This is a genomic window from Acidovorax cavernicola (genome assembly GCF_003581445.1).
Genome location: NZ_QXMN01000003.1, coordinates 285,640 through 311,608 on the forward strand (window position 1 = coordinate 285,640; position 25,969 = coordinate 311,608).

The following is a 25,969-nucleotide window of genomic DNA, read 5'->3' on the forward strand; positions in this document are numbered from 1 at the left end:
ATGACCACAGACACCACCGCCTGGACCGCCGTGTGCGCCGCCACCGACATCCTCCCCGACACCGGCGTGTGCGCGCTGGTCGACGGCGTGCATGTCGCCATCTTCCGCGTGGGCCATGAGCAGACGCTGTTCGCCATCGACAACGTCGACCCCAAGGCCAAGGCCAGCGTGCTGTCGCGTGGGCTGGTCGGCAGCCTGGGCGACCGCATCGTGGTGGCTTCGCCGCTCTACAAGAACCACTTCGACCTGCGCAGCGGCGAATGCATCGAGGCGCCCGAGCACTCGGTGCGCGCGCACACGGTGCGCGTCGAGGACGGCCGCGTGCTCGTCGCGCTCGCCTGACGCCGCCCCCTATCTTTTTTCAGCCTCTCTCCAAGGACTCCGAATGGCCTACCTCGCCCCTGCCGAATTCGTGACCAAGATGGTCGACGCCGGTGAATCCAAGCTGCTGATGTCCACGCGCGACACGCTGATCCGTTCGTACATGGCCGGCGCCATCCTCGCGCTGGCCGCGGCCTTCGCCGTGAGCATCACCGTGAACACCGGCAACGCGCTGGTCGGCGCGATGCTGTTCCCGGTCGGCTTCATCATGCTGTACCTGCTGGGATTCGACCTGCTCACCGGCGTGTTCACACTGGCGCCGCTCGCGGTGTTCGACAAGCGCCCCGGCGCCACCTGGGGCGGCGTGATGCGCAACTGGAGCCTCGTGTTCATCGGCAACTTCGCCGGCGCGCTGACGGTGGCGGTGTTCATGGCGATCATCTTCACCTTCGGTTTCAGCGAGGCGCCCAACGCCATCGGCGAGAAGCTCGGCCACATCGGCGAAGGCCGCACCGTCGGCTATGCGGCGCACGGCGCGGCCGGCATGCTCACGCTGTTCATCCGCGGCGTGATGTGCAACTGGATGGTCTCGACCGGCGTGGTCGCGGCCATGATGTCGACCACCGTGTCGGGCAAGGCCATCGGCATGTGGATGCCCGTGATGGTCTTCTTCTACATGGGCTTCGAGCACTCGATCGTCAACATGTTCCTGTTCCCCGCCGGCCTGATGCTGGGCGGCAAGTTCACCTTCATGGACTACCTGATCTGGAACGAGCTGCCCACCGTGGTCGGCAACCTCGTCGGCGGCCTGACCTTCGTGGGCCTCACGCTGTACGCCACGCACTACAAGACCGCCGCCAAGCGCGTCCTCGGCTGAGCCGCGGCAGCCACATCGCTTTTCGCATGCCCGCGCCGCCGCGCAAGCAGCTGCGCGTGACGCTCGGCCAGCACTCGCTGGCGGGCAGCCACGCGCCGGTCAACCAGGACTTCCACGGCGCCATGCTGCCCGAGGGCGCGCTGCGCGTGTCCAAGGGCATCGCCGTGGCGCTGGCCGACGGCATCGGCTCCAGCCGCGTGAGCCAGGTGGCGAGCGCGGCGGCCGTGCGCGGTTTTCTCGACGACTACTACGCCACCTCCGACACCTGGTCGGTGCAGCGCGCGGCGCAGCGCGTGCTGGGCGCCACCAATGCCTGGCTGCATGCGCAGACCCAGCGCAGCGATGCGCGCTTCGACAAGGACAGCGGCTACGTCTGCACCTTCAGCGCGCTGATCCTCAAGGGCCGCGACGCGCACCTGCTGCACGTGGGCGATGCACGCATCCACCGGCTGCATGCCGGCGCGCTCGAACAGCTCACCGAAGACCACCGCGTGCGCGTGTCGTCGGTCGAGTCGTACCTCGGGCGTGCGCTGGGCGCGGGCGCCCACGTGGAGATCGACCACCGCTGCTGGGAAGCCGAGGTGGGCGAGGTCTACCTGCTGGCCACCGACGGCGCCTACACGCACCTGGACGCCGCCGCTGTGCATGAAGCGCTGGCGCTGCACGCGGACGACTTCGATGCGGCCGCACACTGGCTCGCGGAAGCCGCGCGCACCCGGGGCAGCACCGACGACATCACGGTGCAGCTGCTGCGCATCGACGAACTGCCCGACGCCGACGCACCGCCCGCGCAGCTGCAGCGCGAGGGCCTGGCGATGCCGCCCGCGCTCGCACCGCGCGCCCGCTTCGAGGGCTTCAGCCTCGTGCGCGAGATCCATGTGAGTTCGCGCAGCCATGTGTACCTGGCCACGGACGACGCCACCGGCCAGCCCGCCGTGCTGAAGCTGCCGTCGGTCGACCTGCGCGACGACCCCGACTACCTCGACCGCTTCGTGCTCGAGGAATGGGTGGCGCGGCGCATCGACAGCCCGCACGTGCTCAAGGCCAGCGCCGTCGAGCGCCCGCGCGCGCACCTGTACGTGGCCATGGAGTACGTGGACGGCCACACGCTCGCGCAATGGATGGTCGACCACCCCCGGCCCGACCTGGACAGCGTGCGCGGCATCGTCGCGCAGCTCGCACGCGGACTGCAGGCGCTGCACGGCAAGGAGATGCTGCACCAGGACCTGCGGCCCGAGAACGTGATGATCGACCGCGCCGGCACCGTGAAGATCATCGACCTGGCCTCGACCCACGTGGCGGGCCTGGCCGACGGCAGCGGCGACACCCGCGCGCTCGCCATCGAAGGCACGCTGCAATACACCGCCCCCGAATACTTCACCGGCCACGGCGGCAGCGCGCGCTCCGACCTGTTCTCGCTGGCCGCGATCGTCTACCAGATGCTGTGCGGGCAGCTGCCCTACGGCCTGCAGGTGTCGCGCATCCGCTCGCCCGCCGACGCAGGGCGACTGCGCTATGTGCCGGTGCGCCACCTGCGGCCCGAGCTGCCCGCCTGGGTCGATGCCGTGCTGCAGAAGGCGCTGCATCCGCAGGCCGCGAAGCGGCAGCAGGCGGTGTCGGAGTTCGTGCACGACCTGCGCACGCCGGGCCCTGAATTTTTGAGCGCGCGGATGCCGCCGCTGATCGAGCGCCGGCCTGTGCTGTTCTGGCAATGCACCACCGTGCTGCTGGCCGCGGCGGTGGTCGTGCTGCTGGGGCTGCGCGCCTTCGGGCGCTGAGAAGAAGGACGCAGCCCGTTCGCGTCAGCCCGCGCGCTTGGTGCGGATCGCCTTCGAGGCGCGCGAATTCGGTTCGCGGCCCAGCGCTTCGCTGATGTACACGCCCGCGTCGATCAACTTGTCCAGGTCGATGCCAGTCTCGATGCCCATGCCGTGCAGCATGTAGACCACGTCCTCGGTCGCCACGTTGCCCGTCGCGCCCTTGGCGTAGGGGCAGCCGCCCAGGCCGGCCGAGGACGACTGGAAGTTCCACACGCCCAGTTCGAGCGCCGCCAACGTGTTGACCAGCGCCTGCCCGTAGGTGTCGTGGAAGTGGCCGGAGATGGCGTCGACCTCGAAGTGCGCCAGCGTCGCCTCCATGGCCGCCTGCACCTTGCGCGGCGTGCCCACGCCGATGGTGTCGGCCACGTCCACGCGCTGCACGCCGATGCCCTTCATCAATTGCGCGAGATAGCCGACCTTGGCCGGCGCGATCTCGCCTTCGTAGGGGCAGCCCACGGTGCACGACATGGCGCCGCGCACGGCGATGCCCTTGGCGCGCGCGGCCTCGACCACGGGCGCGAAGCGCTCGATGCTCTCGGCAATCGAGCAGTTGATGTTCTTCTGGCTGAAGGCCTCGCTCGCGGCGCCGAACACCACGATCTCGTCAGGCCACTCTTCGCGCGGCGCGGCAATGGCGGCCTCGAAGCCCTTCATGTTGGGCGTGAGCACCGAGTAGAGAACGCCCGGCTTGCGCTGGATGCCGTGCATCACCTCGGCGTTGTCGGCCATCTGCGGCACCCACTTGGGCGAGACGAAGCTGGTGACCTCGATCTCCTTCAGGCCCGCGTCCTGCAGGCGGTGCACGAGACCGATCTTGACCTCGGCGGACACGGGTTGCTTTTCGTTCTGGAGGCCGTCGCGCGGACCGACGTCGACGAGCTTGACCTGGGCGGGGAGTTTCATGGGATGTCTCTTGTGTCGCTGCCGCGGGAGGATGGCGGCGGGTGGCGGGAGGATGAAAAACCGGGTTCGATTGTCCGCCACATGGCCCGATCCTGCTGGGTACAGAAGTCGCGGAAGGTAGCAATGCGCGCCTGCGGGGTTGCAAATGGTGCCAACCGCTGGCCCCGGGGAACCGCTAGACGGTGGCGCGCTGTTCGAAGCCCTCGGGCAGGTTGTCTGCACCCGCATCGGCCACATCGACCGCATCCACGCGCGCACCGGCCGGCCCCTGCCGAGCCCAATGCACCAGCGCCTCGACCGCCGCGGCCTCGCCGGCCACGAGCGCTTCCACGTGGCCGGCGCGCCGGTTGCGCACCCAGCCGCGCACGCCGAGCCGCTGCGCGGCCTGCACCATCGACCAGCGGTAGCCCACGCCCTGCACGAGGCCGCTCACCGTCAGATGGCGTGCGACCGGCGGCGCGCTCATCGTCTCAATAACCCCGGACGGGATCGACGATGCCGGCGATCGGCAGCCCCTGCTCCATCGCGCGGATCTTCCCGGCGATCTGCGCGATGGACTCCTCGCGCAGCGTACGCGCCGAGCCGTGCGGCGTCACGGTGATCTTCGGATGGCGCCAGAACGCATGGTCGGCCGGCAACGGCTCGACTTGGAACACGTCGAGCGTGGCGCCCGCGAGTTGGCCCGCGTCGAGCATCGGGATCAGGTCGTCTTCCACCAGGTGGCCGCCGCGCGCGATGCTGATGAGGTAGCCCTCGGGCTTGAGCTTGCCCAGCGTCGTGCGGTTCAGGATGCCGCGCGTCGACTCGGTGAGCGGCAGCAGATTGACCAGCACGCGCGTGGACGCCAGGAACTCGTCGAACTGCGCCTCGCCGCTGAACACCTGCACACCGTCGAGCGTCTTGGGCGAACGGCTCCAGCCCAGCACCGGGAACTCGAACTGCGCCACGGCCTTGGCCACGCGCTCGCCGAGCACGCCCAGGCCCATGATGCCGACCGGAAAGTCGCGCCGCAGCTTGGGCTTGCGGTAGCTCCACTTGCCCTGCTTCGCGTCGGCCTCGTACACGTCGAACTCGCGGAAGTGGCGAATGAGCGTGTGGCACACGTACTCGGCCATCTGCACCGACATGCCCGCGTCGTCGAGCCGCACGATGCGCGTGTGCGCGGGCACCTTCAGCTTGAGCAGCGCATCGACGCCCGCGCCGATGTTGAACAGCCCGCGCAGGTCGGGCTGCTCGTCGAGAAACTGCTGCGGCGGCGCCCACACCACGCCGTGGTCGGCCTGCGGCGCGCCGGGCGTCCAGGCTTCGATGGTGGCGTCGGGGAGTTCGGCCTTCAGGCCGTCGATCCAGGGCTCTGGGCGGTTGTCGGTGAGGTAGACGGAGATTCGCATGGGCACGATCTTAGGGGCCCTCGGCTTGTTGCGCAGCGCCCCATCTCCTATGCTCGACCGGATTCAGCCACTCAGGAGACACCTCCCATGATCAAAGTCAGCGTGATGTACCCCCACACCCCCGGCGCGCGGTTCGACCACGACTACTACCGCGACCAGCACATGCCGATGCTCAAGGCCCGCATGGGCGACGCCTGCCTCTCGTACACCATCGACAAGGGCCTGGGCGGCGGCGCACCGGGCGCACCGCCCACCTACGTCGGCATGTGCCACGTGTTCGCCGAATCGGTCGAGTCCTTCCAGAAGGCCTTCGGCCCGCACGTGAAGGAGATCATGGGCGACGTGAAGAACTACACCGACATCGCGCCGGTGATGCAGATCAGCGAAGTGGTGGTGGGCTGACGGCAGGCCCTGCGGCTGCGCTCAGGCCCGCACCAAGTCCTGCGGCAGACGGGCCACCCACCCCACGCCCGGCACATGGCCGCGATCCGGCATCTCCAGTTGCGTCGGGTCGATGCTCCACGCGGCGGCGAGCGCCGTGACGTCTTCTTCACCCGGCATGACACCGCGGCCGCGCGGACGGACCTGCCGGCCGGCGTCGCGCCGCGACATGCCCGATGCGACCAGCGCGTCCTCCCGGGCGATTTCTTCCTCGAGCAGCTCCGAGAGCCGGTCGCGTGCATCGACCGGTGCAAGCCCGTCGAGCACGGCAAAGCCGAGTGCGGCTTCTTCGGCGCTTTGCGCGCCCACATTGGCATGGACCTCGCCGCTGCTGCCCACGTAGCTGAACTGCCGCCCGGGCTCGCCGCGCCGCGCGCGCGCCCAGGCGACGAAGTCGGCCACCCGGTGGCTGCCGAAGAATTGCGCTTCGCCGAAGTGGTCCGTCAGGCGCGTGAAGATCGTGTCGAAAGCCTGCCCGATGCCGTCGAGGCGGTCTTCCGGATACACGACGGGATACGGCAGGCCACCGCCGACCAGCAGCACCCAGCCGTCGACGGGCGGTGACGCGAACACCCAAGGGACCTGTGCGCCCGGCGCCCGGTGGTAGGCGGCAGCCACGCCGGTGGTCCAGTTGGCCTGCCCTTGCGCTGCCCAGCCGAGCACGTCGAGCACCTCCGCAGGGTCCGAGGCCCGCACGGCAAACCAGCAGGTCTTGTAGCCGAAGGGCACCGGCAGATCCGGTGTCGCATCGAACTGCGGCGGAGGATCTTCGACGGGTGGTGCGGGCGGATTCGTGGGCGTCGCGGCCCACGGGGCGGCGTCCAGCCGCGCCATGGGCTGCGCGAGTTTGACGTCGAAGGTGTAGCGCAGTGCAGAAGGCGCTGCGGGCGGTGGTGCCGGTTCAGATGCAGCTGACGCAGGTGTGGGCACCTGCGCCTCGTCCTGCGCCTTTCCCAGGCCCAGTCCCTCGAGAAACTTCCGGAATCGACCGACCATGCGCGCCCTCCTCCATGTCGTGCGGCTGCCCTGCATCGGGCATGGCCGGCGCGCAGTGTCTCACGCCACCTTGGCGCGGCGACGACGCCACAGCACCCGCACCAGCCAGCCCACGGGCAGCACCACCAGCAGCAGCCACGGCAGCGCCGCCGCCACGAAGGTGATGAGCGCGCCCACGCTTTCGGCCAGCACGTCGCCGGCATTGCGCAGGGCCTGCATCATCGGGCTGTAGCCGTCGCTGCCGCTCACCAGCGTGCGCTTGGGCGTGAACTGGATCTGGATGTGCTGCTTGCTGGTCTGCTGCGCCAGCACCTTGCGCTGCGTGGCGATGGCGTCGAGTTCGGCTTGCGTGTCCGACAGCGTGCGCTGGATCGCCAGCAGGTCGGCCATGGTGCGCTTGGTGACGGTGTCGCGCAGCATGACGCGCAGGCTGTCGCGGAACTCGGTGCGGTTCTTGATGCGGGCCTCGACGTCGATCACCTCGGAGGTCTTGTCCTCGCTGGTGGTGGTGTGCGAGACCACATTCGCCACGTCGGCCAGGCCGCCGAGCAGCTTGTCGACGTCGCCGGGTTCCACGCGCATTTCGAGCTGGGCATTGCCCGGCTGCTGCGGCGTCTCGCGTAGCAGCGAGGACGACAGCAGCTCGCACTTCAGCGTACCGCACAGGTCGCGCACCTTGCCCCAGGCGTCGGCCAGCTGCTCGGCCGGCACTTCCACGTTCAGGTCCTGCCGCACCGCCAGATAGCGCTGCAGCGCGGTCTCGCCGCCGCCCTGCGCCTCGTCGGACCGCGATGAGGCAACCTCTGCCTGCGGCGCGTACTGCCGTTGCATCTTCCCCATGTTCCCGCCGCCGCCATAGCCCATCGTGGCTTGCATGGGCGCGGGCGGCGCGGCAGGCGCAACAGACTCGGCACTGCGCTCGCGGCCGCAGCCGGCCAGCGACAGGGCGGCCGCCAGGGCCAGCAGGACGGCACCAGTGCGATGGCGCACGGCGGCGCGGGTGGTCGACACGGACAGGGTGCGGGGGATCATCGGAACTCCTTGAAAAGAATGACTACCCCCGCTGATACGGGCGACTGCCCGCAACGGGGTTAAGCCGCAGCAGCCATTCGCAACAATTCGTCGCCTTCCGCCACCTGCTCGCCGGGCGCGAACATCAGCTCTTCCACCGTGCCGTCGGCCGGCGCGGCGATGGTGTGCTCCATCTTCATGGCTTCCATCACGGCCAGCGGCTGGCCGCGGCTGACCTTGTCGCCGGCCTTGACCGCGAAGGACACGACCTTGCCCGGCATCGGCGCCGTGAGGCGGCCGCCCTCGGCGTGGGTGTCGCCCGCGTGGGCGAGGCGGTCGATGGCCGTGAGGCGCGTCGCGCCCTTCGAGGCGAACACGTGGGCGGTGGCGCCGTCAAGGTGCACGTCGACGGTCTGGCGCGTGCCCGCGAACTCCAGCTCGAACTCGCCCGAGGGAAAACGGCCGATCGTCAGCGGGCCTTCAACACCGCCCACTTCCAGGTTCAGGCCGCCGTCGCGGCGGTAGGTCAGCAGCGCGGTGTGCTCGGCGCCGCGGAACTCGAAGTCGAAGCGGCGCTTGTACTCGCCATGCGCGCGCCAGCCGTCGCGGCGCTCGAAGGGGTCGGGCGCGCCGACCGGTGCTTCGGTGACCAGCGTGCGCGTGATGGCGGCGGCGGCGGCCAGCGGCAGGCCCAGCGGTTCGCGGTCGAACAGCACGGTGCGCTCGCGCTCGATGAGTGCGGTGTCCAGGTTGGCCTTCGAGAACGACTCGGTCGCCAGGATGCCCCGCAGGAACTGCACGTTGGTCGACACGCCCACGATCTGCACCTGGGCCAGCGCGGCATCGAGCCGGGCCAGCGCCTCGGCGCGCGTGCTGCCGTGCACGATGAGCTTGGCGATCATCGAGTCGTAGAAGGGCGAGATCTCGCCGCCCTCGCGCACGCCGTCGTCGATGCGCACGCGGCTGCGCTGGAAGGCCGTCGCCTGCGGCTTGCGGTACACGCGCAAGGTGCCGGTGGCGGGCAGGAAGTTGTTGTCGGGGTTCTCGGCGCAGATGCGCGCCTCGATGGCGTGGCCGTGGATCTGCAGCTCCGACTGCTTCGCGGGCAGCGGCTCGCCCGAGGCCACGCGCAGTTGCCATTCGACGAGGTCCTGCCCCGTGATGGCCTCCGTCACCGGATGCTCCACCTGCAGGCGCGTGTTCATCTCCATGAAGAAGAAGTTCATCTCGCCACCTTCGCGCTGCTCGACGATGAACTCGACGGTGCCTGCGCCCACGTAGTCGACGGCGCGCGCCGCGGCCACGGCCGCTTCGCCCATCTGCTGGCGCATCGCTTCGGTCATGCCGGGCGCAGGCGCTTCTTCCAGCACCTTCTGGTGACGGCGCTGCACCGAGCAGTCGCGCTCGAACAGGTAGACATAGTTGCCCTGCGTATCGCCGAACACCTGGATCTCGATGTGACGCGGGCGCTGCACGTACTTCTCGATCAGCACGGCGTCGTCGCCGAAGCTGTTGATGGCTTCGCGCTTGCACGAGGCCAGTGCGGCCTCGAAGTCGGCGGCCTTGTCGACCGCGCGCATGCCCTTGCCACCGCCACCGGCGCTGGCCTTGATGAGCACCGGATAGCCGATGCGGTCGGCCTCGCGCTGCAGCAGCGCCGGGTCCTGGTCCGCACCGTGGTAGCCGGGCACCAGCGGCACGCCGGCCTTTTCCATCAGCTGCTTCGACTCGGCCTTCAGGCCCATCGCCTTGATCGCCGAGGGCGGCGGGCCAATGAAGGCCAGGCCCGCGTCGGCGCAGGCCTGCGCGAACTCTTCGTTCTCGCTGAGGAAACCGTAGCCCGGATGCACGGCTTCGGCGCCGGTGGCCTTGGCGGCTTCGAGGATCTTTTCCCAGCGCAGGTAACTGTCCTTCGGGGCGCTGCCGCCGAGGTACACCGACTCGTCGCAGGCGCGCACATGGTTGGCATGCGCGTCGGCGTCGGAGTACACCGCCACGGTGCGGATGGCCATGCGGCGAGCGGTGGCAGCAACCCGGCAGGCGATCTCGCCACGGTTCGCAATCAGGATCTTCTTAAACATTCGGAGTGTCTCCCGGAGGATTCTTTTTCAGTTGAAAAGCGGACGTGACGCCCGGATCGGGCCGGCCACTGAAGATGCGTGCCACGCGGCCGAACAGGGCCTTGAGAAAACGCCAGCTCTTGCGGATGAGCCACACGCTGAGCACGAGCACGAAGACGAACAGGACCAGGAAGACCAGCGGATGCGCCACCGCGAGCCACAGCCCGGCCGGCACCATCGAGTCCTCGACCAGCGAGGCGCCCACGTTCGAGAACGGCTCGGGCGAGGTGTTGATGGCCGCGCGCGTGGTGGCTTTGGCGGCATGTGCGGTAGCCGCGAAGCCGCCGCCCAGCAGCGCCGCGACAACGGCCATCACGCCATGGTCGGCACCGAACACGCTGGCCGCGAGCGCTGCGCCGGCCGGGATGCGGATGGCGGTGTGCACCACGTCCCACAGCGAATCGAGGCCCGGGATCTTGTCGGCGAAGAACTCGACGAACACCATGAAGCCGCTGACCGCGAGCACGATCGGATGCGCGAGCATCTGCAGGCCCGAAGGCAGCGGCACCCAGCCGAAGTAACCGACCAGCCCGGTCAGCAGCACGACGAGGTACAGGCGCACGCCGCTGGCCCAGCCGATGGCGGCGGCCAGCGCAAGCAGCTGGGGCATGTCGAGCGTGTTCATGGCGCGCGGTGATGGATCAGCCGGCCAGCCAGGACGGCTTGCGCTTCTGCAGGAAGGCCTGCACGCCCTCGCGGCCTTCGTCGCTCGCACGGATGTCGGCGATGCCTTCGACGGTCTTCGCAATGAGCGCGCCGTCGATCTCGCGGCCGGCCACGTCGGCGATCAGCTGTTTGCAGACGCGCACGGCGGCAGGGCTTGCGCCGGTCAGCGCCTTGAGCAGCTCGTCGACCTTGGCGTCGAGCGCATCGGCTGCGACCACTTCGTGCACGAATCCGACGCGATGCGCCTCGGCGGCGGTGAAGCGTTCAGCCGTGAGGAAGTAGCGTTGCGAGGCGCGCGTGCCCATCGCGCGCAGCACGTACGGGCTGATGGTCGCAGGCACGAGGCCGATCTTCACTTCGCTGAGGCAATACCACGCGGTGTCGACGCTCACGGCCATGTCGCAGGCCGCGACGAGCCCCATGCCACCGGCGTACACATCGCCCTGCACGCGCGCGATGGTCGGCTTGGGGCACTCGGCGATGGTGCGCAGCATGTCGGCCAGCTTGCCCGCGTCGGCGAGGTTCTCGTCGCGCGTGTAGTCGGCCATGCGGCGCATCCAGTTGAGATTCGCGCCCGCGCAGAAGGCCGGGCCGTTCGCGCCGAGCACGATGGCCTTGACCTGCGGCGCACCGCCGGCCTCGAGGAAGGCCTGCGTCAGCTCGGCGATCACGACGTCGTCGAAGGCGTTGCGCGCGTCGGGCTGGTCGAGCCAGATGCGCGCGACCGCGCCGTCGATGGCGAGGTTCAGCTTGGTGTAGTCGCTCATGCGGTCACCTCGTCACATGCGGAAGATGCCGAACTTCGGCTCGGGGATCGGGGCATTGCGCGCGGCAGCCAGGCCCAAGGCCAGCACGCGGCGCGTGTCGGCCGGGTCGATGATGCCGTCGTCCCACAGGCGCGCGGTGGCGTAGTACGGGTGACCCTGGTCTTCGTACTGCTGGCGGATCGGCGCCTTGAAAGCCTCTTCCTCGTCCTTGCTCCAGGCGCCGCCCTTGCCTTCGATGCCGTCGCGCTTGACGGTGGCCAGCACGCTCGCGGCCTGCTCGCCGCCCATGACGCTGATGCGCGCGTTGGGCCACATCCAGAGGAAGCGCGGGCTGTACGCGCGGCCGCACATGCCGTAGTTGCCGGCGCCGAAGCTGCCGCCGATGATGATCGTGAACTTGGGCACGTTGGCCGTGGCCACGGCCGTCACCATCTTGGCGCCGTGACGCGCGATGCCTTCGTTCTCGTACTTGCGGCCCACCATGAAGCCGGTGATGTTCTGCAGGAACACCAGCGGGATCTTGCGCTGGCAGCACAGTTCGATGAAGTGCGCGCCCTTCTGCGCCGACTCGCTGAACAGGATGCCGTTGTTGGCGATGATGCCCACGGGCATGCCCTCGATTTCGGCGAAGCCGCAGACCAGCGTGGCGCCGAAGCGGGCCTTGAACTCGTGGAACTCGCTGCCGTCGACGATGCGCGCAATGATCTCGCGCACGTCGAAGGGCTTGCGCGTGTCGGTGGGGATCACGCCGTACAGTTCTTCGCGCGGAAACTCGGGCGCGCGCACCGCGGCGCCATCGGGCCTGTCGGCCGCCTTCGCGTTGAGGTTGGCCACCGCCGAGCGCGCGAGCGCCAGTGCATGCAGGTCGTTCTGCGCCAGGTGGTCGACCACGCCCGACAGGCGCGTGTGCACGTCGCCGCCGCCCAGGTCTTCGGCCGACACCACTTCGCCCGTGGCCGCCTTCACGAGCGGCGGGCCACCCAGGAAGATGGTGCCCTGGTTCTTCACGATGATCGATTCGTCGCTCATCGCCGGCACATACGCGCCGCCGGCCGTGCACGAGCCCATGACCACCGCGATCTGCGGAATGCCCTGGGCGCTCATGTTGGCCTGGTTGTAGAAGATGCGGCCGAAGTGCTCGCGGTCAGGGAACACCTCGTCCTGGTTCGGCAGATTGGCACCGCCCGAGTCCACGAGGTAAATGCACGGCAGGTGGTTCTGCTCGGCGATCTCCTGCGCGCGCAGGTGCTTCTTCACCGTCATCGGGTAGTAGGTACCGCCCTTCACCGTCGCGTCGTTGCACACGATCATGCAGTCGACACCGTTCACGCGGCCGATGCCCGCGATGATCCCGGCGCCGGGCGCGGACTCGGCGCCCTTGGCGTCGAGGTACATCGCGTGAGCGGCGAGGGGCGCGATTTCGAGGAAGGGCGTGCCCGGGTCGAGCAGCTCGGCCACGCGGTCGCGCGGCAGCAGCTTGCCGCGCGCCGTGTGCTTGGCGCGCGCGGCCTCGCCGCCGCCCTGCTCCACCTTGGCGAACTGCTGCTGCAGGTCGTCGACCAGCGCGCGCATGGCCGCGGCATTCGCCTGGAAATCAGCGGACCGGGCGTTGAGTTTGGTTTCGAGTTTGCTCATGCTGTCTTTTCTTGCTTGAGGCCGAGTTGTTCGGTCATGGCATCGCGGATCTTGAATTTCTGGATCTTGCCGGTCACCGTCATCGGAAATTCGGAGACGAACTGGATGTACTTCGGCACCTTGTAGTGCGCGATCTGGCCCTTGCAGAAGTCGCGGATCTCGGTGTCGGTGGCGGTCTGGCCGGGCTTGACGATGATCCAGGCACACAGCTCTTCGCCGTACTTCCTGTCGGGCAGGCCGACCACCTGCACGTCCTGCACCTTCGGGTGGCGGTACAGGAACTCCTCGATCTCGCGCGGGTAGATGTTCTCGCCGCCGCGGATCACGAGGTCCTTGATGCGCCCGACGATGTTCACGTAGCCCTCGGCGTCCATGGTGGCGAGGTCGCCGGTGTGCATCCAGCGTTCGGCATCGATGGCTTCGCGGGTCTTGGGCTCGTCCTCCCAGTAGCCGTGCATCACCGAGTAGCCGCGCGTGCACAGCTCGCCCGACTGTCCGGCGGGCATGATCGCGCCGGTCTCGGGGTCGATGATCTTCACCTCGAGGTGCGGCTGCACCGTGCCCACGGTCGACACGCGGCGGTCCAGCGGCGTGTCGGTGCTGCTCTGACAGCTCACGGGGCTGGTCTCGGTCATGCCGTAGGCGATGGTGATCTCGCTCAGGTGCATCTGGTCGACCACGCGCTTCATCACTTCGGTGGGGCACGGCGAGCCGGCCATGATGCCGGTGCGCAGCGTGGACAGGTCGAACTCCTTGAAGCGCGGATGGTCCAGCTCGGCAATGAACATCGTGGGCACGCCGTGCAGGCCCGTGCACTTCTCGGCCTGCACGGTTTCGAGCACCGTGAGCGGGTCGAAACCGTCGTTCGGGTACACGATGGTCGAGCCGTGCGTGAGGCAAGCCAGGTTGCCCAGCACCATGCCGAAGCAGTGGTACAGCGGCACGGGAATGCACAGGCGGTCGGCCGGCGTGAGCTTCATGCACTCGCCGATGAAGAAGCCGTTGTTCAGGATGTTGCGGTGCGTGAGCGTCGCGCCCTTGGGAAAGCCCGTGGTGCCGCTGGTGAACTGGATGTTGATGGGGTCGGTGGCCTTCAGCGTCTTCTGCGTGGCGGCCACGCGCGCATCGGCGGCATCGCCGCTGGCGAGCAGCTCGCTGAAGCGGCGCATGCCGGGCTGGTCGGCGCCGCCGCCCGCGGGGCCGTCGATCCAGAAGGTGTGCAGCAGCTGCGGCAGCTTTGCGGAGCCCAACTCGCGCAGCATGCCCAGGTAGTCGCTGGTCTTGAACTGCGCCATCGTCACCAGCGCCTTGCAGCCGACCTTGTTGAGCGCGTACTCGAGCTCCGAGGTGCGGTAGGCGGGGTTGATGTTGACGAGGATCAGGCCGACCTTGGCCGTGGCGATCTGCATCAGCACCCAGGGCACGTTGTTGTGCGACCAGATGCCCACGCGGTCGCCGGGCACGAGCCCCAGGCCCAGCAGCGCGCTGGCCAGCTGGTTGGACTGGGTCTGCAGTTCGCGGTAGGTGAAGCGCAGCCCTTCATGGCGGCTGACGAGGGCTTCGCGGTCGGGCTGCTTCGCGACCATGTCGTCGAAGAAATCGCCGAGGGGTTGCTCGATGAGGGGGACGTCGGTGGCGCCTTGGGCCAGGCTCTGCGTCAATGGCATCGTCTTGTCTCCTGTTTCAGATCGGGTCCCCAGTCCCGGATCACCTTCGTGGAACACCGCGGAACCGGCTTTGCCGGGCCGCTGGTGTTGCCCCCGGAAGGGGGTTGGCGAAGCGACACGAAGTGCGCGAAGCCTGGGGGTGAGTCAATTACGCCGTTTCCGAGAACAGCTCGCGGCCAATCAGCATGCGCCGCACTTCGCTCGTGCCCGCGCCGATCTCGTACAGCTTGGCATCGCGCCACAGGCGCTCGACCGGGAAGTCCTTGGTGTAGCCCACGCCGCCCAGCGTCTGGATCGCCTCGCCGGCCATCCAGGTCGCCTTCTCGGCCGAGTACAGGATGGCGCCGGCCGCGTCCTTGCGGAAGGTGCGCGCATGGTCGTTGCGGTCGCAGGCCTTGCCCACGGCGTACACGTAGGCACGGGTGGCCTGCCAGGTCGAGTACATGTCGGCGATCTTGCCCTGCATCAGCTGGAACTCCCCGATGCTCTGGCCGAACTGCTGGCGCTCGTGGATGTAGGGGATCACGGCGTCCATGCAGGCGGCCATGATGCCCAGCGGGCCGCCGGAGAGCACGGCGCGCTCGTAGTCGAGGCCGCTCATCAGCACCTTGGCGCCCATGCCTTCGCCGCCGAGCACGTTCTCTTCGGGCACTTCGCAGTTGTCGAAGAACAGCGGGAAGGTGTTGGAGCCGCGCATGCCGAGCTTGTCGAGCTTGGTGCCGGCCGAGAAGCCCTTGAAGTTCTTCTCGACGATGAAGGCCGTCATGCCGCGCGCGCCCATCTCGGGCTCGGTCTTGGCGTAGATGACCAGCGTGTCGGCGTCGCCGCCGTTGGTGATCCACATCTTGCCGCCGTTGAGCACGTAGTAGCCGTCCTTCTTGTCGGCCTTGAGCTTCATGCTCACCACGTCGGAGCCGGCGTTGGGCTCGCTCATGGCCAGCGCACCCACGTGCTCGCCGCTCACCAGCTTGGGCAGGTACTTCTTCTTCTGCGCTTCGCTGCCGTTGCGGTGGATCTGGTTCACGCACAGGTTGGAGTGCGCGCCGTACGACAGGCCCACCGAGGCCGAGGCGCGCGAGACTTCTTCCATGGCCACGATGTGGGCCAGGTAGCCCAGCTCGGTGCCACCGTATGCCTCTTTCACCGTCATGCCGTGCAGGCCCAGCTCGCCGAGCTTTTGCCACAGGTCGTGCGGGAACAGGTTGTCGCGGTCGATCTCGGCGGCACGGGGCGCGATTTCGTTGGCGGCGAAGTCCTGGATCGCGCTGCGCAGCGCGTCGATGGTGTCGCCCAGGTCGAAGTTGAGGCCGAAATCGTGCATGGGTCTTGTCTCCTCTGAAGGGGTCGGCGCGCAGGGCTGGCCGCGCGGATGGCGCTTGAAAGGTCGCAGCTTACGCCTCACGGCGCCGCAATTGGCGCCACAATGGTTGCAAATTGCGCCACGCCCCATGCAGCCAGCCACGTCGTCCCCCGCCTTCCTGAGGCCCGCCCGCGCCGTCACGCCGATGGCCTTCGTCAGAGCCATCGTGCAGGGCTATGCCCGCTACGGCAAGGACCCGGCGCAGGCGCTGCAAACGGCACAGATCACGCCGCGTGAGCTGGTCCGCCCCGGCGCGCGGGTGACGGCGGCGCAGTTCGAAGCGCTGTCGGGCCACGCCATGCAGGAGCTGGACGACGAGGCGCTGGGCTGGTTTTCGCGCCGCCTGCCTTGGGGCAGCTACGGCATGCTGTGCCGCGCCTCGCTCACCTCGCCCGACCTGGGCGTGGCCATCAAGCGCTGGTGCCGCCATCACCGCCTGCTGACCGAGGACATCACGCTCGCGCTGGAGGTGACGGGCGGCGTGGCCACGCTGCGCATCACCGAGAACCGCCCGCTCGATCCGGCGTTTCGCGAGTTCTGCCTCGTGACCAGCCTGCGCTTCATGCACGGCTATGTGTGCTGGGCCATCGATTCGCGCATCTCGCTGCGCCAGGCCACCTTTCCGTTCGCGGCACCGCCGCATCGCGACGCCTACCCGCTGATGTTCACGCCCGACGTGCACTTCGACGCGCCGCAGGCCAGCATCAGCTTTGACGAACGCTACCTCGCGCTGCCGCTGCTGCGCGACGAGCGCGCGCTGCGCACCATGCTCAAGCGCGCCCTGCCGCTCACCGTGCTGCAGTACCGGCGCGACCGCCTGCTGGGCCAGCGGGTGCGCGAACTGCTGCGCGCGCGCGCTGGCGAGGCCACCACGGCCGAGGCACTGGCCGGACTGCTGAACGTGTCGGGGCGCACCCTGCACCGGCAGCTGCACGAGGAAGGCACCTCATTGCAGGTGCTGAAGAACGAGGTGCGGCACGAACTGGCGGTGGAGCAATTGCGCCGAACTACGCGGCCGATCAAGCAGGTGGCGCTGGCGGTAGGGTTTCGCAACGAGAAGAGTTTTTCTCGCGCGTTCCTGCAGTGGACCGGGCACGCGCCGCGGGATTTTCGGCAGTTGGGGTTGTAGGGCGCTTGCTCAGGGCGCGCGCCCTGAACGCCGCAAACTCAGGCCGGCGAATCGATCAGCGCCAGCGCATCGACGATCGACTGGCTGTCTTCCGGACGCACCAGCTTCGCGACCTGCTGGCCGTCGCGCATGAACACCAGCGTGGGCCACAGCCGCACATTGAACGAGCGGCCCAGCGGGCGGCCGCTGCCGTCTTCCACCTTGATGCGGCGCACGTTCGGATACTTGGAAAAAGCCTCGGCGATGTTCGGTTGCGCGGCCTTGCAGATGCCGCACCAGTTGGTGCCGAACTCCACCACGGCCGGGCCCTGGAGCGCGTCGATCTCGCTGCGGTCGGGTTGCTCGGTCTGGTATTCGGAGGTCATGGGCAGGGTCCTTGCGAGGTCATGAAACGAAGCGCGCACCTGCGAGAGGCGCGCGACACGAGGATCGTCATTGCACCAGAAACTCAGGCCGCCTGCAGACCGTAGCCGGCCAGCAATGCCGGCAGCTCGGTCATGTCGCTGAACACGGCCACGGCGCCCGCGCTACGCAATGCACCCGGGCCGCTGTGGCCCGACTCGCCCGTGCTGTAGCCGAACACCGTGGCGCCCGCGGCCACGCCGGCCATGGCGCCGGTGACCGTGTCCTCGACCACCGCACAGCGCTTCGGATCGACGCCGAGTGCTTCCGCCGCGGCCAGGTACACGTCGGGATACGGCTTGGAGCGCGGCATCTCATGGCCACTGAAGATGCGGCCCTCGAAGCAGTCGAGCAGGCCGACCTTGGCCAGCTGCAGCTCGACCTTGTGGCGGTCCGCGCCCGAGGCGCAGGCGATACGGCCCTTGAGCCGCGCATGGATCTCGCGGATGGCGGCGGGTGCATGGGGAATGGCGACGAGGTCGCGGTCCAGCGCCTCGTTGCGGCGGGCGCGAAAACCGCGCAGCCAGTCGTCGGTGATCTTGAAACCCGTCTTCGCCTCGATGAGCGCCGTCTCGTCCTTCACGGCCTTGCCGGTGAAGATGTTCATCGATTCCTCGGCCGTGAGGTGCCAGCCGAGCTCGCCGAGCATTTCGGCGAGCACGCGGTTGGTGATGGGTTCGGAATCGACGAGCACGCCGTCGCAATCGAAGAGAACGGCGGCAAAGGGAAAGGGAGTCATTGCGGGACAGGAGTTCAGAGAGCTGGCCTCATGGTAGCAACGCCCCCTTTCCGCACGGGGAGACTCAAGCTATCAGGGCATCAGGCGACGGGCCGGATCGGGATGTACATCTCGCCGCCGCCGGCCATGAACTCTTTCGACTTCTCTTCCATGCCTTCGGTCACGACCTCGAGTTCCGCCACACCCTTCTTCGCGGCGTACTCGCGCACTTCCTGCGTAATCTTCATCGAGCAGAACTTCGGGCCGCACATCGAGCAGAAGTGCGCCACCTTGCTCGAGTCCTTCGGCAGCGTCTCGTCGTGGAATTCGCGCGCGGTGTCGGGGTCCAGGCCCAGGTTGAACTGGTCCTGCCAGCGGAACTCGAAGCGCGCCTTGCTCAATGCGTCGTCGCGCGAGCGCGCACCCGGATGCCCCTTGGCCACGTCGGCCGCGTGCGCGGCGATCTTGTAGGCAATGATCCCCTGCTTCACGTCGTCGCGGTCGGGCAGGCCCAGGTGCTCCTTGGGTGTCACGTAGCAGAGCATCGCCGTGCCGGCCCAGCCGATCATCGCGGCGCCGATGGCGCTGGCGATGTGGTCGTAGCCCGGTGCGATGTCGATGGTCAGCGGGCCGAGCGTGTAGAACGGGGCTTCGTGGCAGTGCTTGATCTGCTCGTCCATGTTCGACTGGATCATGTGCATCGGCACGTGACCCGGGCCTTCGATCATGGTCTGCACGTCGTGCTTCCAGGCGATCTGCGTGAGTTCGCCCAGCGTGCGCAGTTCGGCGAACTGCGCCTCGTCGTTGGCATCGGCGCCCGAGCCGGGGCGCAGGCCGTCGCCGAGCGAGAAGCTCACGTCGTAGGCCTTCATGATGTCGCAGATGTCCTCGAAGTGCGTGTAGAGGAAGCTCTCCTTGTGGTGCGCGATGCACCACTTGGCCATGATCGAGCCGCCCCGCGACACGATGCCCGTCATGCGGTTCGCCGTGAGGTGGATGAACGGCAGGCGCAGGCCCGCGTGGATGGTGAAGTAGTCGACGCCCTGCTCCGCCTGCTCGATCAGCGTGTCGCGGTAGATCTCCCAGGTGAGGTCTTCGGCCACGCCGCCCACCTTTTCGAGCGCCTGGTAGATCGGCACCGTGCCGATGGGCACGGGCGAGTTGCGCACGATCCAGTCGCGCGTGGTGTGGATGTTCTTGCCGGTCGACAGGTCCATCACGTTGTCGGCGCCCCAGCGGATGGCCCACACCAGCTTCTCCACTTCTTCCTCGATGCTCGAAGTGACGGCCGAGTTGCCGATGTTGGCGTTGATCTTCACCTTGAAGTTGCGCCCGATCGCCATCGGCTCCACCTCGGGATGGTTGATGTTCGCGGGAATGATCGCGCGGCCGCGGGCCACTTCGTCGCGCACGAACTCGGGCGTGATGATGCGCGGAATGCTCGCGCCCATCGGGTTGCCCATCACACGCCTGGCGCGCTCCTCGTTGGCCAGGTATTCGGCCATCCACTCGCGCTTGCCGTTCTCGCGCAGGGCCACGTACTCCATCTCGGGCGTGACGATGCCGCGGCGCGCGTAGTGCATCTGCGTGACATTGGCGCCCGACTTCGCGCGACGCGGCGTGCGCTGCAGCGCCGAGGCACCGGCACGCAGCTCGGCCAGGCGCTGCGCGTCGCGGTCTTCGTTCTTCGCGCCGTCGTCCAGCGCGTGGTGCGTGCGGCCTTCGTAGCTTTCGGTGTCGCCACGCTCGATGACCCAAGCGCCGCGCACGTCAGGCAGGCCGCGGCGCACGTCGATCTCGACCTTCGGGTCGGTGTAGGGGCCCGAGGTGTCGTAGAGCGACACCGTTTCGCCATTGGTGAGCTGCACGTCGCGCACGGGCACGAACAGGTCGGGCCGGCTGCCCGGAATGACGCACTTGTGGGATGCGGGAAAGGGCTCGCGCGTCAGCGACAGCAGCGAGGTGAACTTGTCGGGGGCATTCATCGGAGGCACTCCTTGTAGGGGAAAGGGTGCTCCGCAATCGCTCGATGGACTTCGGGATGCCCGCCACGAAAAGGAATGACGGACCGAAGTCAGGGAGTGCAGCTCTTCTTACGCCGGTATGACCCGGATCAAGTTCGCGGGTCGGCAGCTTTGCCATCTCAGCACGCCACATGCGTGCACCCCGGAGCGGGGCCGATTGTGCGGGCCGAAGCCCGGTGCCGTCAACCCGGGGGCTGGTGCAGGTCGCCGTCGACGTAGAACCAGCGCTCGTTCTCGCGCACGAAGCGGCTGCGCTCGTGCAGGCGGAACGCCACGCCCGTCGCGCCGCGCTGGCGGGCGACGAACTCGACCTCGGCGTGGTCGGCGTCGAGCACCGACCGCGAGCGGATATCGAGCCCCAGCCATTTGACTCCCGGCTCGAACTCGATGGAAGCCGGCCGCTTCGACGGATGCCAGGTGGCGAGCAGGTACTCGCCGCGCGTCAGCACGAAAGCCGAATAACGCGAACGCATCAGCGATTCGGCGTCAGGCGCGGGCGTGTTGTCGAAATCGTCGAGGTAGCGGCCGCAGCACAGGGCATGGGCGATGGGCTTGTCGCGGCGGTCGGTGCGGCCGCAGGGGCAGGGGCCGGAGAAAGGATCTGAGGCACTCATGAAGACCGCTATTGGAACACTCCGCGGCCCGGGTGCCGACAGGGCACACCCGAAAACCGACCGGCTGCGGGGAACGGGTCGCGGCGACGGCCCTGCGGGGCGTGGGGCGCCACATCCGGGCATCCACTCTTGGCGCGGTGTTTGCTAAACGTTAGCGTTACACAAGCCCCATCGAGAAAGCCCGCGATGTACCTCACAGCCCCCGAACAGCAGGCCCTGCGCGGCGTCTTCGCGCTGCTGGCCGAGGACGACCGTGACGAGCGGGAGATCCGCGAGCACCTTGGCAGGGCGCTGCTCGACCTGCTGCACGCGGACCAGTTCGCCTCCTTCGTGTGGGATGCCGCAAACGGCAGCTTCGGTTCGCGCGTGGCGATCCACATGGACCCAGCGAACCTCGACACCTATGCACAGTGGCACCAGCACCACGACCCGATCACGTTCGTGCTGCAGTCGCGTCGCCGCGCCACGCGCGTGACCGAGGTGATGCCGCAGCGCGAGCTGATGCGCACGCCCTTCTTCACCGATTTCCTCGCACGCGACGGCCTGCACTGGGGCATGAACCTGCATGCCTTCGAAGGCGACCGGGCGCTGGGCGACCTGCGCATCTGGCGCCGCAAAGGGCGCGGCAACTTCGGCGATCACGAGAAGGCCCTGCTGGACCTGATCGAGCCGGCGTTCGTCGGCGCATTGCAGCGGGCGCAGCGTGTCGCGGCAGCCACCGTGCCTACCCATGCGCCAGCCCCCAAGGTGCTGCTGAGTGCACGCGAACAAGAGGTGGCCCGCTGCGTGCGCGAGGGGCTCACCGACAAGGAGATCGCGCAACGCATGGCGGTGAGCGTGCCCACCGTGCGGACCTACCTGCGCCGCATCTTCGGCAAGCTGGGCATCGAGCGCCGCTCGGCACTGGCGGGCTGGACAGCGCCCACCACACCCGCAGCGCGCTGATACCTGTCGACCTCTTACTTCGGCGCGGGCAACCGCCCCAGCACCTTCTCCACCGCGAGGCCCACGGCCAGCAACCTGCGGTCGCTGCCGGCGGGGCCATCCAGCTCGAGGCCCACGGGCAGGCCCGTTGTCGCGCCGATGCCCGACGGCAGTTGGATGCCCGGAATGCCGGCGTTGCTGCCCGGGTCGGTGTTCTGGATGAGCACGCCGAAGTTCTCGGGGCTGCTGGCCTCCGGCGCGGCCGGCAGGGCCACGCGCGGCACCGTCGGGAACACCAGCGCGTCGAGCCTGTTCTTCGTGAAGGTGTCGCGATACAGCTTCTGCAGCGCGGGGCGCGCGACGCGCATCGCGTGGTCGTAGACCGGCTTCGCATCCACCACGCCGCTGGGCGCGGGCAGCTTGCGCGGGATGACGAAGGCTTCGAAGGTGCCCTTGACATCGGGGCTCGCGATGCCGGCCGTGAGCTGCGCGATGTCGATGCCCGCTCGGTACTTCGCGAGGTAGGCCACCATGTCGTCGTTCGCCTCGTAGAGCGCGAGCGGGAAGCCGACCGCGCCGTTGAGCTCCATGAGCTTCGGCATCTCGACGTTCACCAGCGTGACGCCGGCCGCGCGCAGCTTCTCGAGCGCTGCATCGGTGGCGGCGCGCGTGTCGGCATCGAGGTTGACCTGGAAGGCCGGCACCACACCCAGTCGCACGCGCTTCAGATCGGCGGGCTTCGGCGGCGCGCCGCCGGCGATGACGCTGTCGAGCAACGCCACATCGGCCATCGACTGGGCCATGGGCCCGGCGGTGTCTCGGGTGTGCGAGATCGGCGCGATGCCCTGCTGCGGGTAACGGCCCACCGACGGACGCAGCGAGGCACAGCCGTTGAACGCGCAGGGAATGCGCACCGAGCCGCCCGTGTCGGTGCCCAGCGCGGCGGGCACCATCCGCGCACCGAGTGCCGCGCCGTTGCCCGACGACGATCCGCCCGCGATACGGCTCGGGTCGTAGGCATTGCGCACGCCCACCTCGGGGCCGGTCTGGAACGCGGGGTTGTAGCCGGTGACGCCGAAGGCCAGCTCATGCATGTGGGTCTTGCCGAGCACGACGGCGCCGGCCGCGCGCAGCTTGGCCACCACAGGAGCGTCGGAGGCCGGCACGAAGCCCTTGAGCGCGGGCGTGCCGGCCGTGGCAGGCAGGCCCAGTACCTGGATGTTGTCCTTGATGGCCACCGGCAGTCCCGCCAGCGGATTGCATGCACCACCGCGCCTGCGCTGCGCATCGGCGGTGCGCGCCTGCTTCAGCGCGCCGGCTTCGTCGAGGGTGATGAACGCGTTGAGGTTCGACTTCGCCTTGGCCTGCGCGACGTAGGCCGCCGTCAGCTGCTCGCTGGTGACGGTGCCTGCGCACAGCTGCCGCACGGCTTCCGTGGCGGTCAGCGTCGCGATGTCGGGGGCGGCCGGCTGGGCCTGGGCGGAAAGGGCGAGCGCGACGGCGGGTGGCACCAGAGCCAGCCGCGCGGCCAGGAAAACGGATTTCTGAACGGTCATGGCAAGGGCCTCCGAAAAAGGCAGCCATGGTGCGCCGGCGCACGGCGGCTGTCTGTCATCCAAACCGATGACAGGCGGCAGCCCTGCCGGCCTTCACCCCCTGGCCGCGGGGTGCCCGGCCGATCAGCGCAGGGCCCTGCGTTCGCTCACGCCAGCGCGCGTTGAATCAACAGCTTCTGGATGTCCGACGTGCCTTCGTAGATCTGGCACACGCGCACGTCGCGGTAGATCCGCTCCAGCGGAAAGTCGTTCACATAGCCGTAGCCGCCCAGCGTCTGGATGGCGGCGCTGCATACGCGCTCGGCCATCTCGCTGGCGAAGAGCTTGGCCATGGCAGCCTCCTTCAGGCAGGGCCGACCGGCGTCGCGCAGGCTGGCGGCGTGCCAGATGAGCTGGCGCGCGGCTTCGAGCTGCGTGGCGCATTCGGCGAGGCGGAAGCCCACGGCCTGCTGGTCGAAGATCGAGCCACCGAAGGCCTGGCGTTCCTTGGCGTAGGCCACGGCCACGTCGAAGGCGCTGCGGGCCATGCCCACGCTTTGCGCGGCGATGCCGATGCGTCCGCCTTCAAGCGCGCCGAGTGCGATCTTGTAGCCCTCGCCTTCGGCGCCGATGAGGTTCTCGGCCGGGATGCGGCAGCTGTCGAAGTTGATCTGCGCGGTGTCGCTGCTGTGCTGGCCGAGCTTGTCTTCGAGGCGCGCAACGTTGTAGCCGGGGGCGTCGGTCGGCACGATGAACGCGCTCATGCCGCGCTTGCCCGCGCCCTTGTCGGTGACGGCGATGACGATGGCCACCTGGCCGTTCTTGCCGCTGGTGATGAATTGCTTCACGCCGTCGATCACGTAGCCGTCGCCATCCTTGCGCGCGGTGGTGCGCAGGCTCGATGCATCGCTGCCGGCCTGCGGCTCGGTGAGGCAGAAGGCGCCGAGCATCCGGCCCTGGGCCAGCGGCTCGAGCCACTTTTTCTTCTGCTGCGCGTTGCCGTAACGCATGAGGATGGCGTTGACCGGGCAGTTGGTCACGCTGATGGCGGTGCTGGTGCCGCCGTCGCCGGCCGCGATTTCTTCAAGCACGAGTGCGAGCGTGAGGTAGTCGAGGCCCGCGCCGCCATGCTCCTCGGGCACGCAGATGCCGTAGGCGCCCAGTGCCGCAAGGCCCTGGTGCACATCCTTCGGAAAGCTGTGTTCGCGGTCCCACTTGGGCGCGTTCGGCCAGAGCTCGGCTTGCGCGAAATCGCGCACGGCGTCGCGGATGGCTTCCTGGTCTGCGCTGAGCAGCATGGCGGTGTCTCCAGTTCTTTCTTGTCGGTTCGTGCGCGGCTTACTTGCCGGCGCCCAGATCCATGATGAGGCGGGCGGCCATGTAGAGGCGGCGCGGAATGGCGCTGATGTCCACGTACTCGGCCTTGTCGCTGTGGTAGCCGAAGCCCGGCAGTCCCAGGCTTTCGATCACGGGCTTGCCCGAGAGCGCTGCGTAGGCTGCGTCGGTGCCGCCGCCGGTGCGCTCTTCCACGCCCACGCTGCCGCCGGCTTCCTTGTAGAAGCCCACGGCCTTGTCGACCAGCTTCTTGCCGCCTTCGCCCGCATTGAAGGCCGGACGGCCGCGCGTGACGAGCACCTTGACGTCGGCCTCGGGCAGCTTCTTCTGCTGTGCCTTTTCTTCGAGCGTCTTCATGGCGGCGTCGAAGTCTTCGTTGCGCGCGTAGCGCACGTCGGCATTCAGCGTGGCGCTGGCCGGGATGATGTTCGACACCTGGCCCGCCTTGGCGATGGTCCAGTTGAAGCGCAGGTTCTTCGACTTGTCGTCGATGCTCATGGTGCGCAGCACGAGGTCGGAGGCCTCGACCAGCGCGTTCACGCCCAGTTCGGGGGCGGCGCCTGCATGCGAGGCCTTGCCGGTGATGTTGACCTGCACGTAGGCGATGCCCGAAGTGCCGAGCGACATCTTCTCGTCGCCCGCGCTGGTGGGCTCGAACGAGAGCACGTAGTCGGCCAGCTTGGCTTCTTCCTGGATCAGGTCGCGCGAGCCGAAGGAGCCTTTTTCCTCGTCGGTGTTGAACAGCACGGTGATGGTGCCGTAGTCGCGCACGCCGTAGTCCTTCAGCAGCTTGAGCGTGTGCAGGATGACGGCGTTGCCGCCCTTGTCGTCGGCGATGCCGGGACCGTAGGCCTTGTCGCCCTCGATGCGGAACGGCGCCTTGGCGAGCGTGCCCTTGGGGTAGACGGTGTCCATGTGGGACATCAGCAGCAGGTTCTTGCCGCCGCGGCCCTTGAGCTTGCCGACGATGTTGTCGCCGACCACGAGGCCCACCGACTTGCTGCGCGTGACGGTGAAGCCGAGGTTCTTCAGCTCGCCTTCGAGGTACGCGCCGGCGGCGGCCATGCCTTCGGCGTCACCGGTGCCGGTCTCGATGTTGACAAGCTTCTCGAGCGTCTTGATCACCGCAGGCTGCTCGTCGGTTGCGGCCTGGAACAGCACGTTGTCGCGCTTCTGGGCCCAGGCGGCGGGCGCCAGGAAGGCCGTGGCCAGCAAGGCGGCAAGGGCGGTACGGTGGATGGATGGACGCATGAAATCTCCTGCTGCTTCGCGCAATGGCTGTGTTCGGGAATGGGGAAAGGCCGGCGGCGCCC

General features: G+C 68.3%; 24 protein-coding genes and 1 riboswitch. Of the genes, 6 read left to right on the forward strand and 18 right to left on the reverse strand.

The genetic code is table 11. The features are described from left to right. Genes nirD through D3H34_RS05800 form a run of 3 tightly spaced genes read left to right on the forward strand, consistent with a single transcriptional unit; the run spans nt 1 to nt 2,976 of the window. The gene (gene nirD / locus D3H34_RS05790; protein WP_119552470.1) at nt 1-342 is read left to right on the forward strand and encodes a nitrite reductase small subunit NirD; all 342 of its coding nucleotides are present in this window, start codon (nt 1-3) and stop codon (nt 340-342) included. Between the two features lie 43 nt (nt 343-385). Next, on the forward strand, nt 386-1,198 hold the full coding sequence (locus D3H34_RS05795; RefSeq protein WP_119552471.1) for a formate/nitrite transporter family protein: 813 nt from the start codon (nt 386-388) through the stop codon (nt 1,196-1,198). 26 nt (nt 1,199-1,224) lie between these two features. Continuing rightward, the gene (locus tag D3H34_RS05800; protein ID WP_119552472.1) at nt 1,225-2,976 is read left to right on the forward strand and encodes a bifunctional protein-serine/threonine kinase/phosphatase; all 1,752 of its coding nucleotides are present in this window, start codon (nt 1,225-1,227) and stop codon (nt 2,974-2,976) included. 24 nt (nt 2,977-3,000) lie between these two features. On the opposite strand, the gene D3H34_RS05805 is transcribed toward D3H34_RS05800, so the two are convergent. From D3H34_RS05805 to D3H34_RS05815, 3 genes are all read right to left on the reverse strand, one after another. Further along, complete coding sequence (locus tag D3H34_RS05805; RefSeq protein WP_119552473.1) at nt 3,001-3,921, reverse strand: hydroxymethylglutaryl-CoA lyase; 921 nt, start codon at nt 3,919-3,921, stop codon at nt 3,001-3,003. 175 nt (nt 3,922-4,096) lie between these two features. Further along, complete coding sequence (locus D3H34_RS05810) at nt 4,097-4,387, reverse strand: acylphosphatase (RefSeq protein WP_119552474.1); 291 nt, start codon at nt 4,385-4,387, stop codon at nt 4,097-4,099. A gap of 4 nt (nt 4,388-4,391) precedes the next feature. Continuing rightward, entirely contained in the window at nt 4,392-5,312 is a 921-nt protein-coding gene (locus tag D3H34_RS05815; protein ID WP_119552475.1) for a 2-hydroxyacid dehydrogenase, read from the reverse strand. 87 nt (nt 5,313-5,399) lie between these two features. Here D3H34_RS05815 and D3H34_RS05820 point away from each other — a divergent pair, with 87 nt between their 5' ends. Continuing rightward, complete coding sequence (locus tag D3H34_RS05820) at nt 5,400-5,714, forward strand: EthD family reductase (protein WP_119552476.1); 315 nt, start codon at nt 5,400-5,402, stop codon at nt 5,712-5,714. A 21-nt stretch (nt 5,715-5,735) separates the two neighbouring features. On the opposite strand, the gene D3H34_RS05825 is transcribed toward D3H34_RS05820, so the two are convergent. The 8 genes from D3H34_RS05825 to D3H34_RS05860 all read right to left on the reverse strand — a co-directional run bounded on the left by D3H34_RS05825 (nt 5,736) and on the right by D3H34_RS05860 (nt 15,936). Further along, nucleotides 5,736-6,749 carry a hypothetical protein gene (locus tag D3H34_RS05825; protein WP_119552477.1) on the reverse strand — a complete coding sequence of 338 codons (1,014 nt, stop codon included), beginning with the start codon at nt 6,747-6,749 and terminating at the stop codon, nt 5,736-5,738. Nucleotides 6,750-6,809: 60 nt separating this feature from the next. After that, entirely contained in the window at nt 6,810-7,781 is a 972-nt protein-coding gene (locus D3H34_RS05830; protein ID WP_119552478.1) for a DUF4349 domain-containing protein, read from the reverse strand. Nucleotides 7,782-7,840: 59 nt separating this feature from the next. Beyond that, nucleotides 7,841-9,841, reverse strand: a complete 2,001-nt coding sequence (locus D3H34_RS05835) for an acetyl-CoA carboxylase biotin carboxylase subunit (protein ID WP_119552479.1) — start codon at nt 9,839-9,841, stop codon at nt 7,841-7,843. Beyond that, nucleotides 9,834-10,505: a DUF4126 domain-containing protein gene (locus D3H34_RS05840; protein ID WP_119552480.1), complete on the reverse strand. Its 672-nt coding sequence runs from the start codon at nt 10,503-10,505 to the stop codon at nt 9,834-9,836. The genes D3H34_RS05835 and D3H34_RS05840 overlap by 8 nt, the downstream gene beginning before the upstream one ends. Nucleotides 10,506-10,521: 16 nt before the next feature. Continuing rightward, nucleotides 10,522-11,313 (reverse strand): enoyl-CoA hydratase/isomerase family protein, encoded by a 792-nt coding sequence (locus D3H34_RS05845; RefSeq protein WP_119552481.1) that lies wholly within the window; start codon nt 11,311-11,313, stop codon nt 10,522-10,524. Nucleotides 11,314-11,325: 12 nt separating this feature from the next. Continuing rightward, nucleotides 11,326-12,948, reverse strand: a complete 1,623-nt coding sequence (locus D3H34_RS05850) for a carboxyl transferase domain-containing protein (RefSeq protein WP_119552482.1) — start codon at nt 12,946-12,948, stop codon at nt 11,326-11,328. Continuing rightward, the gene (locus tag D3H34_RS05855; RefSeq protein ID WP_119552483.1) at nt 12,945-14,615 is read right to left on the reverse strand and encodes an AMP-binding protein; all 1,671 of its coding nucleotides are present in this window, start codon (nt 14,613-14,615) and stop codon (nt 12,945-12,947) included. Before D3H34_RS05855 ends, D3H34_RS05850 begins: the two co-directional genes overlap by 4 nt. A 148-nt stretch (nt 14,616-14,763) precedes the next feature. Then, the gene (locus tag D3H34_RS05860; protein WP_119552484.1) at nt 14,764-15,936 is read right to left on the reverse strand and encodes an isovaleryl-CoA dehydrogenase; all 1,173 of its coding nucleotides are present in this window, start codon (nt 15,934-15,936) and stop codon (nt 14,764-14,766) included. Nucleotides 15,937-16,120: 184 nt separating this feature from the next. On the opposite strand from D3H34_RS05860, the gene D3H34_RS05865 reads away from it, so the two are divergent. Beyond that, the gene (locus D3H34_RS05865; RefSeq protein ID WP_286185474.1) at nt 16,121-17,104 is read left to right on the forward strand and encodes an AraC family transcriptional regulator; all 984 of its coding nucleotides are present in this window, start codon (nt 16,121-16,123) and stop codon (nt 17,102-17,104) included. A gap of 38 nt (nt 17,105-17,142) precedes the next feature. Here D3H34_RS05865 and D3H34_RS05870 read toward each other — a convergent pair whose 3' ends face one another. From D3H34_RS05870 to D3H34_RS05885, 4 genes are all read right to left on the reverse strand, one after another. Continuing rightward, nucleotides 17,143-17,469: a thioredoxin family protein gene (locus tag D3H34_RS05870; protein WP_119552486.1), complete on the reverse strand. Its 327-nt coding sequence runs from the start codon at nt 17,467-17,469 to the stop codon at nt 17,143-17,145. An 83-nt stretch (nt 17,470-17,552) separates the two neighbouring features. Next, complete coding sequence (locus D3H34_RS05875; RefSeq protein ID WP_119552487.1) at nt 17,553-18,245, reverse strand: HAD family hydrolase; 693 nt, start codon at nt 18,243-18,245, stop codon at nt 17,553-17,555. Between the two features lie 80 nt (nt 18,246-18,325). Further along, nucleotides 18,326-20,209: a phosphomethylpyrimidine synthase ThiC gene (thiC, locus tag D3H34_RS05880; RefSeq protein WP_119552488.1), complete on the reverse strand. Its 1,884-nt coding sequence runs from the start codon at nt 20,207-20,209 to the stop codon at nt 18,326-18,328. An 88-nt stretch (nt 20,210-20,297) separates the two neighbouring features. Then, a riboswitch (TPP riboswitch) is annotated at nt 20,298-20,403 on the reverse strand. A 27-nt stretch (nt 20,404-20,430) separates the two neighbouring features. After that, nucleotides 20,431-20,862, reverse strand: a complete 432-nt coding sequence (locus tag D3H34_RS05885) for a YchJ family protein (RefSeq protein ID WP_119552489.1) — start codon at nt 20,860-20,862, stop codon at nt 20,431-20,433. Between the two features lie 186 nt (nt 20,863-21,048). On the opposite strand from D3H34_RS05885, the gene D3H34_RS05890 reads away from it, so the two are divergent. Beyond that, nucleotides 21,049-21,807: a helix-turn-helix transcriptional regulator gene (locus tag D3H34_RS05890; RefSeq protein ID WP_119552490.1), complete on the forward strand. Its 759-nt coding sequence runs from the start codon at nt 21,049-21,051 to the stop codon at nt 21,805-21,807. A gap of 14 nt (nt 21,808-21,821) precedes the next feature. Here the strand turns inward: D3H34_RS05890 and iaaH are convergent, their stop codons facing one another. The 3 genes from iaaH to D3H34_RS05905 form a co-directional block, all read right to left on the reverse strand. Beyond that, nucleotides 21,822-23,342, reverse strand: a complete 1,521-nt coding sequence (gene iaaH / locus D3H34_RS05895) for an indoleacetamide hydrolase (protein WP_119552491.1) — start codon at nt 23,340-23,342, stop codon at nt 21,822-21,824. A gap of 146 nt (nt 23,343-23,488) precedes the next feature. After that, on the reverse strand, nt 23,489-24,619 hold the full coding sequence (locus tag D3H34_RS05900) for an acyl-CoA dehydrogenase family protein (RefSeq protein WP_119552492.1): 1,131 nt from the start codon (nt 24,617-24,619) through the stop codon (nt 23,489-23,491). A 40-nt stretch (nt 24,620-24,659) separates the two neighbouring features. After that, nucleotides 24,660-25,907, reverse strand: coding sequence for a glutamate carboxypeptidase (locus D3H34_RS05905; RefSeq protein ID WP_119552493.1), 1,248 nt, complete (start codon nt 25,905-25,907; stop codon nt 24,660-24,662). Nucleotides 25,908-25,969: the final 62 nt, after the last annotated feature.

Coding starts and splice junctions, on each gene's coding strand:
- D3H34_RS05805 (WP_119552473.1), bottom strand. CDS start 3,921: ATGAAACTCCCCGCCCAGGTCAAGCTCGTCGACGTCGGTCCGCGCGAC.
- D3H34_RS05795 (WP_119552471.1), top strand. CDS start 386: ATGGCCTACCTCGCCCCTGCCGAATTCGTGACCAAGATGGTCGACGCC.
- D3H34_RS05875 (WP_119552487.1), bottom strand. CDS start 18,245: ATGACTCCCTTTCCCTTTGCCGCCGTTCTCTTCGATTGCGACGGCGTG.
- D3H34_RS05810 (WP_119552474.1), bottom strand. CDS start 4,387: ATGAGCGCGCCGCCGGTCGCACGCCATCTGACGGTGAGCGGCCTCGTG.
- D3H34_RS05815 (WP_119552475.1), bottom strand. CDS start 5,312: ATGCGAATCTCCGTCTACCTCACCGACAACCGCCCAGAGCCCTGGATC.
- D3H34_RS05830 (WP_119552478.1), bottom strand. CDS start 7,781: ATGATCCCCCGCACCCTGTCCGTGTCGACCACCCGCGCCGCCGTGCGC.
- D3H34_RS05855 (WP_119552483.1), bottom strand. CDS start 14,615: ATGCCATTGACGCAGAGCCTGGCCCAAGGCGCCACCGACGTCCCCCTC.
- D3H34_RS05900 (WP_119552492.1), bottom strand. CDS start 24,619: ATGCTGCTCAGCGCAGACCAGGAAGCCATCCGCGACGCCGTGCGCGAT.
- D3H34_RS05870 (WP_119552486.1), bottom strand. CDS start 17,469: ATGACCTCCGAATACCAGACCGAGCAACCCGACCGCAGCGAGATCGAC.
- D3H34_RS05825 (WP_119552477.1), bottom strand. CDS start 6,749: ATGGTCGGTCGATTCCGGAAGTTTCTCGAGGGACTGGGCCTGGGAAAG.
- D3H34_RS05890 (WP_119552490.1), top strand. CDS start 21,049: ATGTACCTCACAGCCCCCGAACAGCAGGCCCTGCGCGGCGTCTTCGCG.
- D3H34_RS05865 (WP_286185474.1), top strand. CDS start 16,121: ATGGCCTTCGTCAGAGCCATCGTGCAGGGCTATGCCCGCTACGGCAAG.
- D3H34_RS05800 (WP_119552472.1), top strand. CDS start 1,225: ATGCCCGCGCCGCCGCGCAAGCAGCTGCGCGTGACGCTCGGCCAGCAC.
- iaaH (WP_119552491.1), bottom strand. CDS start 23,342: ATGACCGTTCAGAAATCCGTTTTCCTGGCCGCGCGGCTGGCTCTGGTG.
- nirD (WP_119552470.1), top strand. CDS start 1: ATGACCACAGACACCACCGCCTGGACCGCCGTGTGCGCCGCCACCGAC.
- D3H34_RS05905 (WP_119552493.1), bottom strand. CDS start 25,907: ATGCGTCCATCCATCCACCGTACCGCCCTTGCCGCCTTGCTGGCCACG.
- D3H34_RS05840 (WP_119552480.1), bottom strand. CDS start 10,505: ATGAACACGCTCGACATGCCCCAGCTGCTTGCGCTGGCCGCCGCCATC.
- D3H34_RS05845 (WP_119552481.1), bottom strand. CDS start 11,313: ATGAGCGACTACACCAAGCTGAACCTCGCCATCGACGGCGCGGTCGCG.
- D3H34_RS05850 (WP_119552482.1), bottom strand. CDS start 12,948: ATGAGCAAACTCGAAACCAAACTCAACGCCCGGTCCGCTGATTTCCAG.
- D3H34_RS05885 (WP_119552489.1), bottom strand. CDS start 20,862: ATGAGTGCCTCAGATCCTTTCTCCGGCCCCTGCCCCTGCGGCCGCACC.
- D3H34_RS05860 (WP_119552484.1), bottom strand. CDS start 15,936: ATGCACGATTTCGGCCTCAACTTCGACCTGGGCGACACCATCGACGCG.
- D3H34_RS05835 (WP_119552479.1), bottom strand. CDS start 9,841: ATGTTTAAGAAGATCCTGATTGCGAACCGTGGCGAGATCGCCTGCCGG.
- thiC (WP_119552488.1), bottom strand. CDS start 20,209: ATGAATGCCCCCGACAAGTTCACCTCGCTGCTGTCGCTGACGCGCGAG.
- D3H34_RS05820 (WP_119552476.1), top strand. CDS start 5,400: ATGATCAAAGTCAGCGTGATGTACCCCCACACCCCCGGCGCGCGGTTC.